Below are 14,259 nucleotides of genomic sequence, written 5' to 3' on the forward strand. Positions count from 1 at the left end.
CGACGCCGACCAAGCCCGACCGTGAGGCGGGCGCTATGTGGGCACGATGATCTCGAGTTCGTCGAACCGACGGAAGTCGCGGTCGAAGGTCGCCACCGGGCACGCATACGCGCGGGCGACGGATGCGATGTACGCATCCGGTACGAGATTGCCCGAGGCTTCCGCCTCGAGGCACTCGCGCGCGAACAGGGCGAGCCCCTCGGTGAGCGAGGGCATGACACGATACCCGGTCGCCCCGCTGACACTGGAGACGAACTCGAACGCTTCGGTCGTCGTCGCGGGCACGTCGAAGACGGCCCGGTTGGTTGCGATCCTGACGAAACCGATCCACACGGCATCGGGAATCATGACTTCCTGCCCCTCGGAGAGGACCCGTTCGAGCCAGCGAAGCGCCTGTGTGTGCCGCTCGTGGTCCTGCCGGAACGCAGCGACCAGCACGTTGACGTCGAGGACGATCACTTCTGTGCACCGTCGGCGTCGAGCGCATCGAACAGCGCGCGGTTGGACGACCCGTCGATGCCCGGCCGCATTCCGGTGCCCCGCGTGAAGACCGGCAGGGAGATCGGCGCGCGCGCGGCCGACTCCCTGATCAGCTCCTGCCGTACCGCCTCCTCCACGAACTCCCCGAGCGTCAGGTTCCGTGCGGCCGCCCGCCGCTTGGCCGAGGCCAGCAGGTTGTCGTCGATGTTGACGGTGGTGCGCATGTGACCAGTCTAACGCATCACGTGCATCACACTGAGGGCATCAGGCGCGTCAAGTTGTCACGACTACCTCTTGGCCGCCGGGCCCGAACGGATTGCATACTGGCGCTAACAGCGCCATAATGGCGCCATGCCGACCGTTCAGATCAAGAACGTTCCCGAGCACACCCACGCGGTGTTGCGACAGCGTGCGGCGGCCGCTCATCAGTCGTTGCAGGAATACCTGAGGAGCAGGTTGATCGAGGAAGCGTCCTCTCCGACGGTCGAAGAAGTACTCGAAAGAGCAGGCGGACGAGCGGGCGGCCGAGTCGGGATCGCAACTGCCGCTGAGATCCTTCAGGAGGACCGTGCTCGTCGTTGACGCCAGCGTGCTGGCTCCAGCGCTCGCGGACGACACCTCCGACGGCGACGCAGCCCGTGAACGTCTGCGTGGGAACAGGCTCGCCGCGCCGGATCTGATCGACCTCGAGGTCGTTTCCGTGCTTCGACGACAGGTCACGGCGGGATTGCTGGAGGAGCGCCGTGCGGAACTGGCCTTGGCGGACCTCCTCGATCTCCCCCTGCGACGTGTCGCTCACCGGCCGCTGCTCGCACGATGCTGGGCGTTGCGTGAGAACCTGACCGTGTACGACGCCGCATATGTGGCGCTGGCCGAAGCGCTCGAGGCGGTGCTCGTCACCGGAGACGTGCGACTCTCCCGGGCTCCGGGCCTGCGCTGCCAGGTCGAAGTGGTCGCCTGACAGCTGACCTCGCGACCGCGATCCTCGTCGCGGTCGGCGCAGGGCATGGGTCGTCAGTCGTGCTGCGGGAAGCCCAGGTTCAGCCCGCCGTGGCTCGGGTCGAGCCAGCGCGACGTGATCGCCTTCTCCTGCGTGTAGAAGTCGAACCCGCGCGCGCCGTAGGCCTTGGCGTTGCCGAACAGCGAATCCTTCCAGCCGCCGAACGAGTGGTACGCCACCGGCACCGGAATCGGCACGTTGATGCCGACCATGCCGACCGTCACCTCGCGCTGGAATCGCCGTGCGGCACCGCCGTCGTTCGTGAAGATCGCCGTGCCGTTGCCGTACCGCGACTCGTTGATGATCTCGAGACCGTCTTCGTAGCCTTCGACGCGCACGACCGAGAGCACCGGTCCGAAGATCTCGTCGCGGTACACGGCCGACGACGTCGGCACCTTGTCGACGAGGGTGGGGCCCATCCAGAACCCGTCGGGCTCGCCGTCGACGTCGGGGTCGCGTCCGTCGACCACCACCGAGGCGCCGTCGGATGCCGCGACGTCGAGGTATCCCGCGACCTTGTCACGGTGCTCGCGGGTGATGAGCGGGCCCATGTCACAGCCGCGGGTGCCGTCGCCGATCTTGAGCCGCGACATCCGCTCGGCCACCTTCGCGACGAACTCGTCGGCGATCGAGTCGACCGCGAGCACCGCCGAGATCGCCATGCAGCGCTCCCCGGCCGAGCCGAAGCCCGCGTTCACCGCGGCATCCGCGGCGAGGTCGAGGTCGGCGTCGGGAAGCACGAGCATGTGGTTCTTCGCGCCGCCGAGCGCCTGTACGCGCTTGCCGTTGGCCGTGGCCGTCGTGTAGATGTACTGCGCGATCGGGGTCGAGCCGACGAACGAGATCGAGCGCACCGTCGGATGGTGGAGCAGCGCGTCGACCGCGACCTTGTCGCCGTGCACGACGTTCAGCACGCCATCGGGCAGGCCCGCCTCCTGCATCAGCTTCGCGAGCCACACCGCGGCCGACGGATCCTTCTCCGAGGGCTTCAGCACGACGGTGTTGCCGGTCGCGATCGCGAGCGGGAAGAACCACAGCGGCACCATCGCCGGGAAGTTGAACGGGCTGATGATGCCGACGACGCCCACGGGCTGGCGCGTCGTGTACACGTCGATGCCCGTCGACACGTTCTCGGAGTATTCGCCCTTCGTGTAGCCGGGCATGGCGCAGGCGAGCTCGACGACCTCGAGTCCACGCGCGATCTCGCCCGCGGCATCCGACAGCACCTTGCCGTGCTCGCTCGTGAGGATCGCGGCGAGCTCGTCGGTGCGCGACGCGAGGAGCTCCCGGAAGGCGAACATCACCGCCTGGCGCTTCGCGATCGACGTGTCGCGCCACGCGGGGAAGGCGCGAGCGGCGGCCTGCACCGCCATGTCGACGTCGTCGGTCGAGGCGAAGCGCACGCGCTTCTGCTCGACGCCGAGCGCGGGGTTGTAGACGGGCCCGGTGCGGTCGGAGCCGCCGGCGACGGATGCCCCGTCGATCCAGTGCTCCACGGTCGCCGTGCCGGCGGCCGACCGTGCGGTGTCTGACAGTGTCTGACTCATGAGATGCCTCCATGCATCCGCTCGCTGAGCCTGTCGAAGCGAGCAGTCCGGTCTTCGGCCCCTTCGACAGGCTCAGGGGGCCGAACGTCTCAGGCGAGTGCGGTGCTCAGTACTTCATCGTAGATCGGCATCGCCTCGGCGACATCCTCGACCGTGACGACGCACGGCGGCACCACGTGGATGCGGTTGTCCTGCACGAACGGCAGGAGCCCGCGCGCGACGAGCGCGGACTTGAGACGGCCCATCGCGGCCGCCGGCAGCGGCTCGCGTGTGGCCGGGTCGGCGACGAGCTCCATCGCCCAGAACACGCCCTCGCCGCGCACCTCGCCGATCACGTCGTGCTTCTCGGCGAGCTCGGCGAGCGCCGGGCCGATCTCGGTGTCGCCGATCGCCCTGGCGTGGTCGACGATGCCCTCCGACTCCATGGCATCGAGCGTCGCGACGATCGAGGCCATCGCGAGCGGATGCCCCGAATACGTGAGCCCGCCCGGGAACACCCGGTCGTCGAACGTCGCGGCGATGGGGTCGGAGATGATCACGCCGCCGACCGGGATGTACCCGGAGTTCACGCCCTTCGCGAAGGTGATCAGGTCGGGTCGCACGTCGTATCCGTCGAACGCGAACCAGCGACCGGTGCGGCCGAAGCCCGCCATCACCTCGTCGAGGATGAGCAGGATGCCGTGCCGGTCGCAGAGCTCGCGCACACCCGAGAGGTAGCCCGGCGGCGGCAGCATGATGCCGGCCGTGCCGGGTACCGTCTCGAGCAGGATCGCCGCGATCGACGACGGACCCTCGGCCTCGATGACCCGGCGCAGGTGGTGGAGCGCACGCTCCGACTCCTCCTCCGGCGTCGTCGCCCAGAACTCGGAGCGGTAGAGGTACGGCCCGAAGAAGTGCACGTGCCCGCGGGCGAACTCGTTCGGGATGCGCCGCCAGTCGCCGGTCGCGACCACGGCCGCCCCGGTGTTGCCGTGGTACGAGCGGTACGTCGAGAGGACCTTGTCGCGGCCGGTGTGCAGCCGCGCCATCCGGATCGCGTTCTCGTTCGCATCGGCGCCGCCGTTCGTGAAGAACACCTTGTGGAAGCCCGGCGGGGCGTGGCCGACGATGCGTTTCGCGGCCTCGCCGCGGGCGAGGTTCACGGTCGACGGCGCGATGGTGGTCAGGAGCTCGGCCTGCTCGCGGATCGCCTCCACGACGGCCGGATGCTGGTGGCCGATGTTGACGTTCACGAGCTGGCTCGAGAAGTCGAGGTACTCGCGGCCTGCGTGATCCCAGACGCGGCATCCGCGGCCGCTCGCGACGACGAGCGAGGACAGCTGCGACTGCGCCGACCACGAGTGGAACACGTGGTCGCGGTCGAGCTCGCGGGCGAGCGCGTCGAGATCGTCGAGGTTCTCGTCGAGGTTCTCGGTCATTGCTTCCCCCTCCTAGTTGCCGCCCTCGGCGAGCTCGACCTCGATGGGTTCGAAGTTCTCACCGGTGACGTCGACGCCCTCGCCCTCGAGTTCGTCGAGCGCCTTCTGGATCCAGTCGTTCGTCCACGCCGTGGCGGGCGGCTCCTCGGTGATCGGGCTCGCGCCCGCCTCGTTGACGGCGCTCAGGGCGCCTGCGACCGTGGCATTCCAGGCCTTCTCGTCGATCATGCCGATGCCGTCGGGCGCCGGCCAGATCAGCTTGTTCGTCTCGTTGACCATCCAGAGCTCGTGACTGGGGCCCCAGCCGGAGCCGGCCGCGATCGTGATCTCCGACGCCTCCTCGGGGTTCTCGGCGGCGTAGATCCAGCCCCTGATGACCGCCTTGAGGAACGCGACCGTCGTCTCCTGGTAGGCCTCGTCGCTCTCGAGTCGCTCGGTGTCGGCCCAGATCGCGTCCTGCAGCATGGCGCCCACGGTGTCCTGGTAGCTGATGACGTTGAAGTCCTCGGGCTGGTAGAGCTCACCGGTGTCGGGGTTCACCGCCTCGAGCAGCTGGGCGTACTCGTTGTAGGTCATCGCCTGTGCGGCGTCGATGTCGCCCTGCAGGAAGGCGTTCATGTTGAAGTCCTGGGTGATGATCTGCACGGTCGACGAGTCGAGGCCCTCGGCGGCCATTGCCGCGAATATCTCCCACTCGTTGCCGAAGCCCCACGAGCCGATCTTCTTGCCCTCGAAGTCGTCGACCGAGTCGATGCCCGAATCCGCCCACGACACCTGCAAGGTGCCGGACTCCTGGAAGATCTGGGCGATGTTCGTGAGGTTCGCCCCCTGCTCGATCGAGCCGAGCACCTTCGGCACCCACGCGATCGCGTAGTCGACGTCGCCGTTGGCGAGCGCGTCCTGCGGCACGATGTCACCGCCCGACGGGATGATCTCGACCTCAAGACCCTCCTCCTCGAAGTACCCGAGTTCCTGGGCGGCGAAGTAGCCCGCGAACTGGCCCTGCGGCAGCCACTGGAGCTGGAGCTTCACAGGCGTGAGGTCGCCGCCTCCGCCATCGGCCCCGTCGGTGCCACCGGTGTCGCCGCCGGGCGCCGAACACGCCGTGAGCGTGAGCGCCGCCGCGAGGGCCAGGCCGCCGATCGTCGCGACGCGACGTGTGCTGTGGTTCATGTCAGTGCCTTTCTGTTCTCGGTGCGTTGGTGGTTGGTACAGGTTCTTCGTCGTTCCGGGGGTGCTTTCCGGCCAGATTCATGCGCATGAGACCGTGAACCCGGCCGGAAAGCACCCCGGGAACGGAGAATGTGCGTCATCGCGCGCCTCCCCGACCCGCGTGAGGTTGCAGCAGCCGTTCGAGGCCGAGCGTCACGAGGTAGAAGAGCAGCCCGAGGAAGATGGATGCCACGACGTACGCCCAGGCGCGCGCATATGCGCTCGACGCGGCCGACGTGGAGATGAGCGCGCCCAGCCCGCCACGCGGGCCGCCGAAGTACTCGGCGACGAGCGCAGAGATCACGGCGAGCGACGAGGCGATGCGGATGCCGGTGAGGATGAACGGCCGCGCGGTGGGCAGTGTCAGCGTGCGGAGCACCTGGCCGGAGGTCGCCGCGTACGCCTTCATGAGGTCGCGGTGCACGGGCGCCGTCTGCCGGAACCCGCGCAGCGTGTTCAGGAACACCGGCACGAACGACGCGAGCGCGGCGATCGCCTGCCGCCCGAACTGGCTGTCGGCGCCGAACATCGAGTTGAGCACGGGTGCGAGCGCGACGATCGGCACGACGGCGAGCGAGGCGACGACGGGCGCGCTCATGTGGTCGATGGCGCGCCAGCGGGCGGCGAGCGCGGCGAGGAGGATGCCGAGGATCGAGCCGGCGACGAGGCCGATGAGCGCGTTCGTGCCGGTGAGGATCGTCGCCTCGACGATCGACGGCCAGTAGGCGACGAACTCCTCGATGATCGACGCGGGGCTCGGCAGCAGGTAGTCGGAGACACCCACCACGCTCACGAGGAATTGCCATGCGCCCAGCACGAGGAGCCCCACCACCACGGGCGCGACGATGCGCAGCGTCGTCTCGGTGCGCGGGCTCATGCGCCGCCGCTGGCGTACATCGGCAACGGTCACAATGCCGCCTCCATTCGCCGAATGTGCTCGAAATCACGCCCGTCGAGCCCGCCCGGCAGCATGCGGCGTGCGTTTCGGGCACGCTCGGCGGCGGTAAGCAGTTCGGTCATCGCGTCTCCACTCCGCGCGGGCCGGATGCCACGGGCGAGCCGTCGTGCAGCGCCTCGCGCACGGCGGTGACCATGTCGAAGAACGTGCGCTCCTCGCGCAGCCCCTCGGTGCGGGCCGCCCGCGAGGCATCCGCACCGAGTCGCATCGGCACGATCTCCTGGATGCGGCCGGGGCGCGGCGACATCACGACCACCCGGTCGGAGAGGAACACCGCCTCGGGGATCGAGTGGGTCACGAACACCACCGCGGCGCCCGTCTCGGCCGAGATGCGCACGAGCTCGGTCTGCATCTTCTCGCGGGTCATCTCGTCGAGCGCGCCGAACGGCTCGTCCATGAGCAGCAGCCTGGGTTGCTCGGCGAGCGAGCGGGCGATCGCGACGCGCTGCTGCATGCCGCCCGACAGTTGGTCGGGGTAACGGTCGGCGAAGTCGGCGAGGCCGACCATCTCGAGGAGCTCGGCGACCCGGGAGGAACGCGCAGCGGCGCCGCCCTGAGCCTGCGGTGCCCTGAGCTTGCGGTGCCCCGAGCTTGCGGTGCCCTGAGCCTGTCGAAGGGTCGAAGGGTCGAAGGGTCGATGGGATGCCACGCCGTGCAGTTCGAGCGGCAGGGCGACGTTCGCGGCGACCGTGCGCCACGGCAGGAGCCCGGCGGACTGGAACGCGATGCCGTACTCCTGGTCGAGCCGGGCCCGTCTCGCGCTCTTGCCGAACACGGTGACGCTGCCGCCGGTGGGCTCGTCGAGGTCGGCGATCAGGCGCATGAGCGTCGACTTGCCGCATCCGCTCGGCCCGATCAGCGAGACGAACTCGCCGGGGCCGACCGTGAGGTCGATCGTGTCGAGCGCCTGCACCTGCCCGGAGCGGGTCTCGAACACCTTGTCGACGTCGCGGATCTCGACCGCGGTCGTGGCGGCCGCGGCATCCGCCGATCGAGCCCGGAACCCATCGCTCTGAAGCCCGCTCATGCGGCTTCCTCCGTTCGTCGGTAGTTCCTGAGGATCAGGCCGAGCAGGGCGACGCTGCCGGCCGCCACCAGCCCGAGCACGATGGCGCCGTAGATCGGGCCCCACGCCTTGGCCGGGTCGCCCGAGGCCTGGCCGGCGAACTGGATGAGGATGCGGCCGATGCCGCCCTGCAGGCCCGTCGACACCTCGGCGACCACCGCACCGACCACGGCGTTCGCCGCTCCGAGCCGCAACGCGGGCAGCAGGTACGGCACGGATGCCGGGAAGCGGAGCTTCACCAGGGTGTTCCAGTACCCCGCGGCATACGTCTGCATCAGTTCCTCGTGGATGCGGTCGGGCGACTGCAGGCCCTTCAGGGCGCCGACGGCGATCGGGAAGAAGGCGAGGTAGCTCGCGATGAGCGCCACCGACATCCAGTCCTGCCATTCGAACCCGCCGATCTCGACCCGCGAGCCCCAACTCTTCACGACGGGCGCGAACGCGATGAGCGGCACGGTCTGGCTGAGCACGATCCACGGGAGCAGGCCCCACTCGGCGATGCGCCAGCGCTGCATGACGAGGGCGAGGCCGATGCCCACGACGACGCCGACGAGCCATCCGACGGCCGCGATGCCGAGGGTCAGCAGGGCGGCGAGCGCCACCGTCGCCCAGAGGGGCTGGGCGGAGGGCGATCGGGTCACCGGCTCGGCGAGGCGGGCGAGCATGTCCCACACGTGCGGCATCGCGAGATCGGTGGTGCGCGGCAGCACGCGGATGCCGCCGATCACCACGCCGTCGGCGGGGCCGAGCAGCTTGTAGCCCTCCCAGATCAGCACGATGGCGAGGATGCCGCCGAGACCCCAGCCCCATCGAGCGAGTTCGCGGCTCGCGCGCCGGCTTCCACCGGTCATCGTCATGCCGGGTCCTGAGCCCGTCGAAGAGTGGCCGTGATGTGCTCGGAGAGGGCGGGGATCACGGTCTCGCCGTAGACCCTGAGCGTCTCCTCCTTGTTGTCGTGCTGGAGATAGCCCGCGAACTGGTCGGCGCCGAGGTCGGCGAGCTGTTTCAGCTTCTCGATGTGCTGGTCGGCCGTGCCGAGCACGCAGAACCGGTCGACGATCTCGTCGGGCACGAACTCGGTGTGCACGTTGCCGGCGCGACCGTGCTCGTTGTAGTCGTAGCCCTCGCGGCCCTTGATGTAGTCGGTCAGGGCGTCGGGCACCGCACCGGTCCCTGAGCCCGTCGACGGGCCGTACTTCGCGACGATGTCGGCGACGTGGTTGCCCACCATGCCGCCGAACCAGCGGCACTGTTCGCGCATGTGCTGCCAGTCGTCGCCGATGTACATGGGGGCGGCGACGCAGAACTTCACCGACTTCGGGTCACGGCCCGCCGCCTCCGCGGCATCCCGGACCGTCTTGATCATCCAGGCCGCGATGTCGACGTCTGCCAGCTGCAGGATGAACCCGTCGCCCACCTCCCCCGCGAGCTTCAGGGCCATCGGCCCGTAGGCCGCCACCCACACCTCGAGCTCGGAGCCGCGCGACCACGGGAACTGCAGCTGCGAGCCGTGGTACTCGACCGGCCGCGAGTTCGCGAGCTCGCGGATGACGTGGATCGACTCGCGCAGCTCGGCGATGGTGGTCGGTTTGCCGTTCGTCACGCGCACGGCCGAGTCGCCGCGGCCGATGCCGCACACGGTGCGGTTGCCGAACATCTCGTTCAGGGTGGCGAAGACGGATGCCGTGACCGTCCAGTCGCGGGTCGCCGGGTTGGTGACGAACGGGCCGACCTTGATGCGCTGGGTCTGCGCGAGGATCTGGCTGTAGATGACGTACGGCTCCTGCCACAGCAGGTGGGAGTCGAACGTCCACACGTGCGTGAAGCCGTGCGCCTCGGCGAGCTTCGCGAGCTGGATGGTGCGCGACGCCGGCGGGTTGGCCTGCAGTACCGCTCCGAACTCCATGGTGGCTCCCTGGGATGGTCGACGTGTCAGATCAGGTACTTGCTGAGGCCGCGCTTCAGGAACTGTCCGTCGCCCTTGGCGCCGAGGTACTCGTCGCCGTCGACCACGACCTTGCCGCGCGACAGCACGGTGTCGACGTGGCCATCGATCTCGTAGCCCTCCCACGCCGAGTAGTCCATGTTCATGTGGTGGGCCCGGCCCGTCGGGTTCCCGGATGAATCCAGCGCGAGCCCGATCGACGTGTGCCCGTTCGGGTCGTAGACGACGAGGTCGGCATCGGCGCCGGGCTGGATGACGCCCTTCCTCCCGGCGAGGCCGAACATCCTGGCCGGCGTGGTACTGGTGAGCTCCACCCAGCGCTCGAGCGTGATCTCGCCCGTGACGACGCCCTGGTACATGAGGTCCATGCGATGCTCGATGCCGCCGATGCCGTTCGGGATCTTGCGGAAGTCGCCGAGCCCGAGCTCCTTCTGGTCCTTGATGCAGAACGGGCAGTGGTCGGTGGAGACCATCTGCAGGTCGTTCGTGCGCAGCGCCTGCCACATGGCGTGCTGGTGGCCTTGTTCTCGGCTGCGCAGCGGCGTGGAGCACACCCACTTCGCACCCTCGAAGGCCCCCCACTCGTCGCTCTTCGCGCCGAGCTGCTCCTCGAGACTCAGGTAGAGGTACTGCGGACAGGTCTCGCCGTAGACGTTCCAGCCCTTGTCTCGCGCCCAGGCCAGCTGTTCGACGGCCTGCTTCGCCGACACGTGCACCACGTAGAGCGGGGCGCCGGTGACCTTCGCGAGCATGATGGCGCGATGCGTCGCCTCCTCCTCCATCTCCCACGCGCGTGCAACGCCGTGGAAGTACGGATCGGTGTTCCCCTGGTCGACGAGCTGCTGGGCGAGCACGTCGATCGCGGGACCGTTCTCGGCGTGCATCATCGTGAGCATGCCGGTGTCCCGCGAGACCTGCATGGCCTTCAGCACCTGCGCGTCATCCGAGTAGAAGACGCCCGGGTATGCCATGAACAGCTTGAAGCTCGAGACGCCCTCGTCGGGAAGCCGCCGCATCGCCTCGAGCGACGCTTCGTTGACGTCGCCGACGATCTGGTGGAACCCGTAGTCGATCGCGCAGTTGCCCGCGGCCTTCTCGTGCCACGCCGCCAGTCCGTCTTCGACGCGCTGCCCGTAGGTCTGCACGGCGAAGTCGATGATCGATGTGGTACCGCCGTGTGCGGCGGCCCGGGTGCCGGTCTCGAAGGTGTCGGATGCCTCGGTGCCGCCGAACGGCAGCTGCATATGGGTGTGCGCGTCGATGCCGCCGGGGATGACGTACTTGCCGGCGGCGTCGATGACCCGGTCGACGGATGCCGCGACATCCGTGCCGAGCAGGGTGCTGCCGGGCTCGAGCACGGCCCGGATCGTCTCGCCGTCGATGAGCACGTCGGCGGCGGCGCGTCCCGTGGCGCCGACGACGGTGCCGCCGGTGATGAGGGTGGTGGTCATGGGCGCTCCTTCGTAACGGCGTCGGTCACGGCTTCGGGATGGACGCGTAGGAGTCGGGCCGGCGATCGCGGTAGAACTGCCACGCGTTGCGCACGTCGCGGATCATGTCGAGGTCGAGGTCGCGCACCACGACCTCCTCCTGGCTTTCGGAACCGTAGCCGCCCACGATGTTGCCCTGCGGGTCGACGAACTGGCTCTTGCCGTAGAAGTTCACGGCGAGCTCGCCGTATTCGTTGTCCTCGAGGCCGACGCGGTTGGCCGCGGCGACGAAGTACCCGTTCGCGGCGGCCGCGGCGGGCTGTTCGATCTCCCAGAGGCGGTTGGAGAGACCGGGCTTCGTGGCATTCGGGTTGAACACGATCTGCGCGCCGTTCAGGCCCAGCTCGCGCCATCCCTCGGGGAAGTGCCGGTCGTAGCAGATGTAGACCCCCACCGGTCCGACCGCGGTGTCGAACACCGGGTAGCCGAGGTTGCCGGGGCGGAAGTAGAACTTCTCCCAGAACTTGTCGAGGTTGGGGATGTGGTGCTTGCGGTACTTGCCGAGGATGGTGCCGTCGCTGTCGACCACGACCGCGGTGTTGTAGTAGACCCCGGGCTGCTCCTCCTCGTAGATCGGGAGGATCATGACCATGCCGAGCTCCTTCGCGAGCGCGGCGAACCGCTGCACGATCGGACCGTCGGCCGGCTCGGCGTAGTCGTAGTACTTCACGTCCTCGGTGATGCCGAAGTAGGGGCCGTAGAACAGCTCCTGGAAGCAGATCACCTGGGCACCCTGCTCCTTCGCCTGCCGGGCGAACTGCTCGTGCTTGTCGAGCATGGACTCCTTGTCGCCGGTCCAGGTCGTCTGCGTGATGGCCGCTCGGACGATCGTCATGTTGCCTCCTGAGTCGGTCGGCGTCGTCGCCGCCGACCCGGTAGGTGCGGTGCTCGCGCCTACCGGGTCGTGGAACGCCGAGAGGTGGTGCCGATGGCTGCTGCCCGACGGGCCTCGGGACCCGTTCTGTTATTGTTCGGCCTGAACATTTCCCTTATGTTTCACATTGTGACGTTGTGGTGAACTCATCCTGTCGCCTGCAGCGTGAGGAGGCAATGGTGCGATCGGGTTTTCGTGTTGATGCCTCGGACCTCACGTCGCTCGCGCCCTTCGACGACACGACGCCGAAGGGCATCGCCGGCGACCTCGCCCGGCTCGTGACCGGGGGTGAGCTCGCGGCGGGTGTGCGACTGCCCACCGTGCGCGAACTCGCGACCGAGCTCGGGGTGAGCCCCGCCACCGTCAGCCAGGCCTGGCAGGCGCTGGCCGGCGCCGGGTTGATCGAGTCACGAGGGCGTGCGGGCAGCTTCGTGCGCGAGGCATCCGCCGGTCGTCTCGCGCTGCGCATGCGCGGCATGGCCGCACCCGACGACCCGGTGCGCCTCGACCTCTCGCGCGGCACGCCCGATCCCCTGCTGCTGCCCGCGCTCGCGCCGGCGCTCTCGCGCGTCTCGACGCGCGCCGAGACCGGCAGCTACCAGTCGGTGCCCGTGATCCCGGCGCTCGCGACCGTGCTCGCCCACTCGTGGCCCGCGCCGGTCGAGCACATCATGGTCGTCGACGGGGCGCTCGACGCCGTCTCCCGCACACTGGAGCAGCTCGTGCGGTTCGGCGACCGGGTCGTGGTGGAGCACCCGGGATTCCCCCCGTTCCTCGACCTGCTCGACGTGCTCGGCGCGGTCGCGGTGCCGGTCGCGATCGACGAGCACGGGATGATCCCCGACGCACTCGCGGTGGCGCTGCTCAGCGGGCCGGTCGCAGCGCTCGTGCAGCCACGGGCCCAGAACCCCACCGGCGCCTCGATGTCGCCGGATCGCGCCGAGACGCTGGCGGGGGTCATCCGCACGGCCGAACGCGGCGACGCGCTCGTCGTGATCGAAGACGACCATTCGGGAATGATCTCCACCGAAGGCGACGTCACGCTCGGAAACTGGCTGCCCGGGCAGGTGGTGCACGTGCGCAGCTTCTCGAAGTCGCACGGACCCGACCTCCGGATCGCGGCGGTCGGCGGCCCGCCCGAGCTCATCGACCGGATCGCGGCGCGGCGCATGCTCGGACCGGGATGGACGTCGCGGATGCTGCAGACGATCCTGCTCGACCTGCTCACCGACGGGGCGTCGCTCGACGCGGTGGCGGAGGCGCGGCGGCAGTACTTCTCGCGGCAGCGCGCACTGGGCGACGCGCTGCGCGTTCGGGGCGTCGCGGTGGCGCCGGCCGACGGCGTGAACCTCTGGATGCCGGTGCTGAGCGAACGGTCGGCCCTCGTGCAACTCGCGGCGGCGGGCATCAGGGTGGCGGCGGGTTCGCCGTTCCTGGCGGCGGCGAACGGGGCGGATGCCGCGGGCGGAATGCGCTTCCGTCCAGGGGCGGAGTTCGTGCGCGTGACGGTCGGCATGGTGCGCGACGGGGTCGACGAGGTCGCCGATGCCCTCGCGACGGCGGCGCAGCACGTCGTGGCAGGGGGCTACTGAGCGTCGTCCGCGGATATCGCGGTGCCGGCCTCGAGCGCGGCGGCGAGCTGGGCGTCGATGAGCGCGCGAGCCCGCGCCTCGGCGGGCAGGCGGGACGCGGCATCTGTCGGCACCCGCCCAGAAAATGGATGTGTCGGCCGGATCTCGCGCAGGCGCTGCCTGCGGGTGCTCAGCCCTCGATCTGCGCCTTCCGCACCGCGACCAGAGCGCGCACGGTGTCGTCGGGAAGCGGCACGTCGGGTTGGAACCTGATCGTCCCTTTGTCGAGGTCGAAGCCGGCGAGCCCGGGTGCGACTGCATCGACTGCGTCGGGGCTGAACGGGTAGACCCCGATGTGCTTCTTGGCGCGCATGACCGACAGCAGCGGCTTACCTCGATACACGAGTGCGGGCATTCCGTAGCCCGTTCCCTGCTCGGCGTCGGGTGCCACTTCCCGCGCGACGGCGTACACCTTCTGCATCACCGCGCGGTCAGCGGGGTCGAGGTCGGCGAGGTAGTCGTCGATGGTTCCCATGGCGTCATCCTCCTCCGCGTCAACGGTGCCGTCGAGCGCGAGACGTTCGGGGTTCATCATTCGCCAGTCTGTACGGATGCTCCGCCGCCGCGCCCCTCGTCGACGACCCGAGTGGCTCGACTCGTCCTCCGCAGACCCGCGGTCAGACGGTTTCTTCACAGGA

General features: G+C 69.1%; 15 protein-coding genes. 3 read left to right on the forward strand and 12 right to left on the reverse strand.

Translation table 11 applies throughout. The features are described 5' to 3' along the window. Positions 1-33: 33 nt before the first annotated feature. Both ACFWN7_RS07230 and ACFWN7_RS07235 read right to left on the reverse strand, forming a co-directional pair. Entirely contained in the window at positions 34-459 is a 426-nt protein-coding gene (locus ACFWN7_RS07230) for a TA system VapC family ribonuclease toxin (protein ID WP_376938080.1), read from the reverse strand. Beyond that, positions 456-704 (reverse strand): type II toxin-antitoxin system VapB family antitoxin, encoded by a 249-nt coding sequence (locus ACFWN7_RS07235; RefSeq protein WP_376938081.1) that lies wholly within the window; start codon positions 702-704, stop codon positions 456-458. The genes ACFWN7_RS07230 and ACFWN7_RS07235 overlap by 4 nt, the downstream gene beginning before the upstream one ends. Positions 705-831: 127 nt before the next feature. Between ACFWN7_RS07235 and ACFWN7_RS07240 the strand changes: the two genes are divergently transcribed. Together ACFWN7_RS07240 and ACFWN7_RS07245 are read left to right on the forward strand one after the other, a co-directional pair. Beyond that, positions 832-1,062: a hypothetical protein gene (locus ACFWN7_RS07240; RefSeq protein WP_376938082.1), complete on the forward strand. Its 231-nt coding sequence runs from the start codon at positions 832-834 to the stop codon at positions 1,060-1,062. Then, positions 1,049-1,441 carry a type II toxin-antitoxin system VapC family toxin gene (locus ACFWN7_RS07245; RefSeq protein WP_376938083.1) on the forward strand — a complete coding sequence of 131 codons (393 nt, stop codon included), beginning with the start codon at positions 1,049-1,051 and terminating at the stop codon, positions 1,439-1,441. Before ACFWN7_RS07240 ends, ACFWN7_RS07245 begins: the two co-directional genes overlap by 14 nt. A gap of 53 nt (positions 1,442-1,494) precedes the next feature. Here ACFWN7_RS07245 and ACFWN7_RS07250 read toward each other — a convergent pair whose 3' ends face one another. The 9 genes from ACFWN7_RS07250 to ACFWN7_RS07290 all read right to left on the reverse strand — a co-directional run bounded on the left by ACFWN7_RS07250 (position 1,495) and on the right by ACFWN7_RS07290 (position 11,951). Continuing rightward, positions 1,495-3,027, reverse strand: a complete 1,533-nt coding sequence (locus tag ACFWN7_RS07250) for a CoA-acylating methylmalonate-semialdehyde dehydrogenase (RefSeq protein WP_376938084.1) — start codon at positions 3,025-3,027, stop codon at positions 1,495-1,497. 89 nt (positions 3,028-3,116) lie between these two features. Then, positions 3,117-4,445 carry an aspartate aminotransferase family protein gene (locus tag ACFWN7_RS07255; protein ID WP_376938085.1) on the reverse strand — a complete coding sequence of 443 codons (1,329 nt, stop codon included), beginning with the start codon at positions 4,443-4,445 and terminating at the stop codon, positions 3,117-3,119. A gap of 12 nt (positions 4,446-4,457) precedes the next feature. Beyond that, positions 4,458-5,618 (reverse strand): ABC transporter substrate-binding protein, encoded by a 1,161-nt coding sequence (locus ACFWN7_RS07260; RefSeq protein ID WP_376938086.1) that lies wholly within the window; start codon positions 5,616-5,618, stop codon positions 4,458-4,460. Positions 5,619-5,754: 136 nt separating this feature from the next. Beyond that, the gene (locus tag ACFWN7_RS07265; protein WP_376938087.1) at positions 5,755-6,534 is read right to left on the reverse strand and encodes an ABC transporter permease; all 780 of its coding nucleotides are present in this window, start codon (positions 6,532-6,534) and stop codon (positions 5,755-5,757) included. A gap of 139 nt (positions 6,535-6,673) precedes the next feature. Then, entirely contained in the window at positions 6,674-7,642 is a 969-nt protein-coding gene (locus tag ACFWN7_RS07270) for an ABC transporter ATP-binding protein (RefSeq protein WP_376938088.1), read from the reverse strand. Next, complete coding sequence (locus ACFWN7_RS07275) at positions 7,639-8,538, reverse strand: ABC transporter permease (protein ID WP_376938089.1); 900 nt, start codon at positions 8,536-8,538, stop codon at positions 7,639-7,641. Before ACFWN7_RS07275 ends, ACFWN7_RS07270 begins: the two co-directional genes overlap by 4 nt. Then, the gene (locus tag ACFWN7_RS07280) at positions 8,535-9,587 is read right to left on the reverse strand and encodes a TIGR03842 family LLM class F420-dependent oxidoreductase (RefSeq protein ID WP_376938090.1); all 1,053 of its coding nucleotides are present in this window, start codon (positions 9,585-9,587) and stop codon (positions 8,535-8,537) included. The genes ACFWN7_RS07275 and ACFWN7_RS07280 overlap by 4 nt, the downstream gene beginning before the upstream one ends. A gap of 26 nt (positions 9,588-9,613) precedes the next feature. Then, positions 9,614-11,077: a dihydropyrimidinase gene (gene hydA / locus ACFWN7_RS07285; protein ID WP_376938091.1), complete on the reverse strand. Its 1,464-nt coding sequence runs from the start codon at positions 11,075-11,077 to the stop codon at positions 9,614-9,616. Positions 11,078-11,102: 25 nt separating this feature from the next. Further along, positions 11,103-11,951: a nitrilase-related carbon-nitrogen hydrolase gene (locus tag ACFWN7_RS07290; RefSeq protein WP_376938092.1), complete on the reverse strand. Its 849-nt coding sequence runs from the start codon at positions 11,949-11,951 to the stop codon at positions 11,103-11,105. 215 nt (positions 11,952-12,166) lie between these two features. Here ACFWN7_RS07290 and ACFWN7_RS07295 point away from each other — a divergent pair, with 215 nt between their 5' ends. After that, positions 12,167-13,582, forward strand: a complete 1,416-nt coding sequence (locus tag ACFWN7_RS07295; RefSeq protein WP_376938093.1) for a PLP-dependent aminotransferase family protein — start codon at positions 12,167-12,169, stop codon at positions 13,580-13,582. 169 nt (positions 13,583-13,751) lie between these two features. Here the strand turns inward: ACFWN7_RS07295 and ACFWN7_RS07300 are convergent, their stop codons facing one another. After that, entirely contained in the window at positions 13,752-14,156 is a 405-nt protein-coding gene (locus tag ACFWN7_RS07300; RefSeq protein WP_376938094.1) for an iron chaperone, read from the reverse strand. Positions 14,157-14,259 lie beyond the last annotated feature (103 nt).

Source organism: Agromyces sp. NPDC058484 (assembly GCF_042720415.1).
GTDB lineage: Bacteria > Actinomycetota > Actinomycetes > Actinomycetales > Microbacteriaceae > Agromyces.

What these genes read in the sequence shown, in the direction of transcription:
- ACFWN7_RS07265 (WP_376938087.1), bottom strand. Translation starts at nt 6,534, where the DNA reads ATGAGCCCGCGCACCGAGACGACGCTGCGCATCGTCGCGCCCGTGGTG.
- ACFWN7_RS07280 (WP_376938090.1), bottom strand. Translation starts at nt 9,587, where the DNA reads ATGGAGTTCGGAGCGGTACTGCAGGCCAACCCGCCGGCGTCGCGCACC.
- ACFWN7_RS07300 (WP_376938094.1), bottom strand. Translation starts at nt 14,156, where the DNA reads ATGATGAACCCCGAACGTCTCGCGCTCGACGGCACCGTTGACGCGGAG.
- ACFWN7_RS07270 (WP_376938088.1), bottom strand. Translation starts at nt 7,642, where the DNA reads ATGAGCGGGCTTCAGAGCGATGGGTTCCGGGCTCGATCGGCGGATGCC.
- ACFWN7_RS07235 (WP_376938081.1), bottom strand. Translation starts at nt 704, where the DNA reads ATGCGCACCACCGTCAACATCGACGACAACCTGCTGGCCTCGGCCAAG.
- ACFWN7_RS07275 (WP_376938089.1), bottom strand. Translation starts at nt 8,538, where the DNA reads ATGACGATGACCGGTGGAAGCCGGCGCGCGAGCCGCGAACTCGCTCGA.
- hydA (WP_376938091.1), bottom strand. Translation starts at nt 11,077, where the DNA reads ATGACCACCACCCTCATCACCGGCGGCACCGTCGTCGGCGCCACGGGA.
- ACFWN7_RS07290 (WP_376938092.1), bottom strand. Translation starts at nt 11,951, where the DNA reads ATGACGATCGTCCGAGCGGCCATCACGCAGACGACCTGGACCGGCGAC.
- ACFWN7_RS07255 (WP_376938085.1), bottom strand. Translation starts at nt 4,445, where the DNA reads ATGACCGAGAACCTCGACGAGAACCTCGACGATCTCGACGCGCTCGCC.
- ACFWN7_RS07260 (WP_376938086.1), bottom strand. Translation starts at nt 5,618, where the DNA reads ATGAACCACAGCACACGTCGCGTCGCGACGATCGGCGGCCTGGCCCTC.
- ACFWN7_RS07250 (WP_376938084.1), bottom strand. Translation starts at nt 3,027, where the DNA reads ATGAGTCAGACACTGTCAGACACCGCACGGTCGGCCGCCGGCACGGCG.
- ACFWN7_RS07240 (WP_376938082.1), top strand. Translation starts at nt 832, where the DNA reads ATGCCGACCGTTCAGATCAAGAACGTTCCCGAGCACACCCACGCGGTG.
- ACFWN7_RS07295 (WP_376938093.1), top strand. Translation starts at nt 12,167, where the DNA reads ATGGTGCGATCGGGTTTTCGTGTTGATGCCTCGGACCTCACGTCGCTC.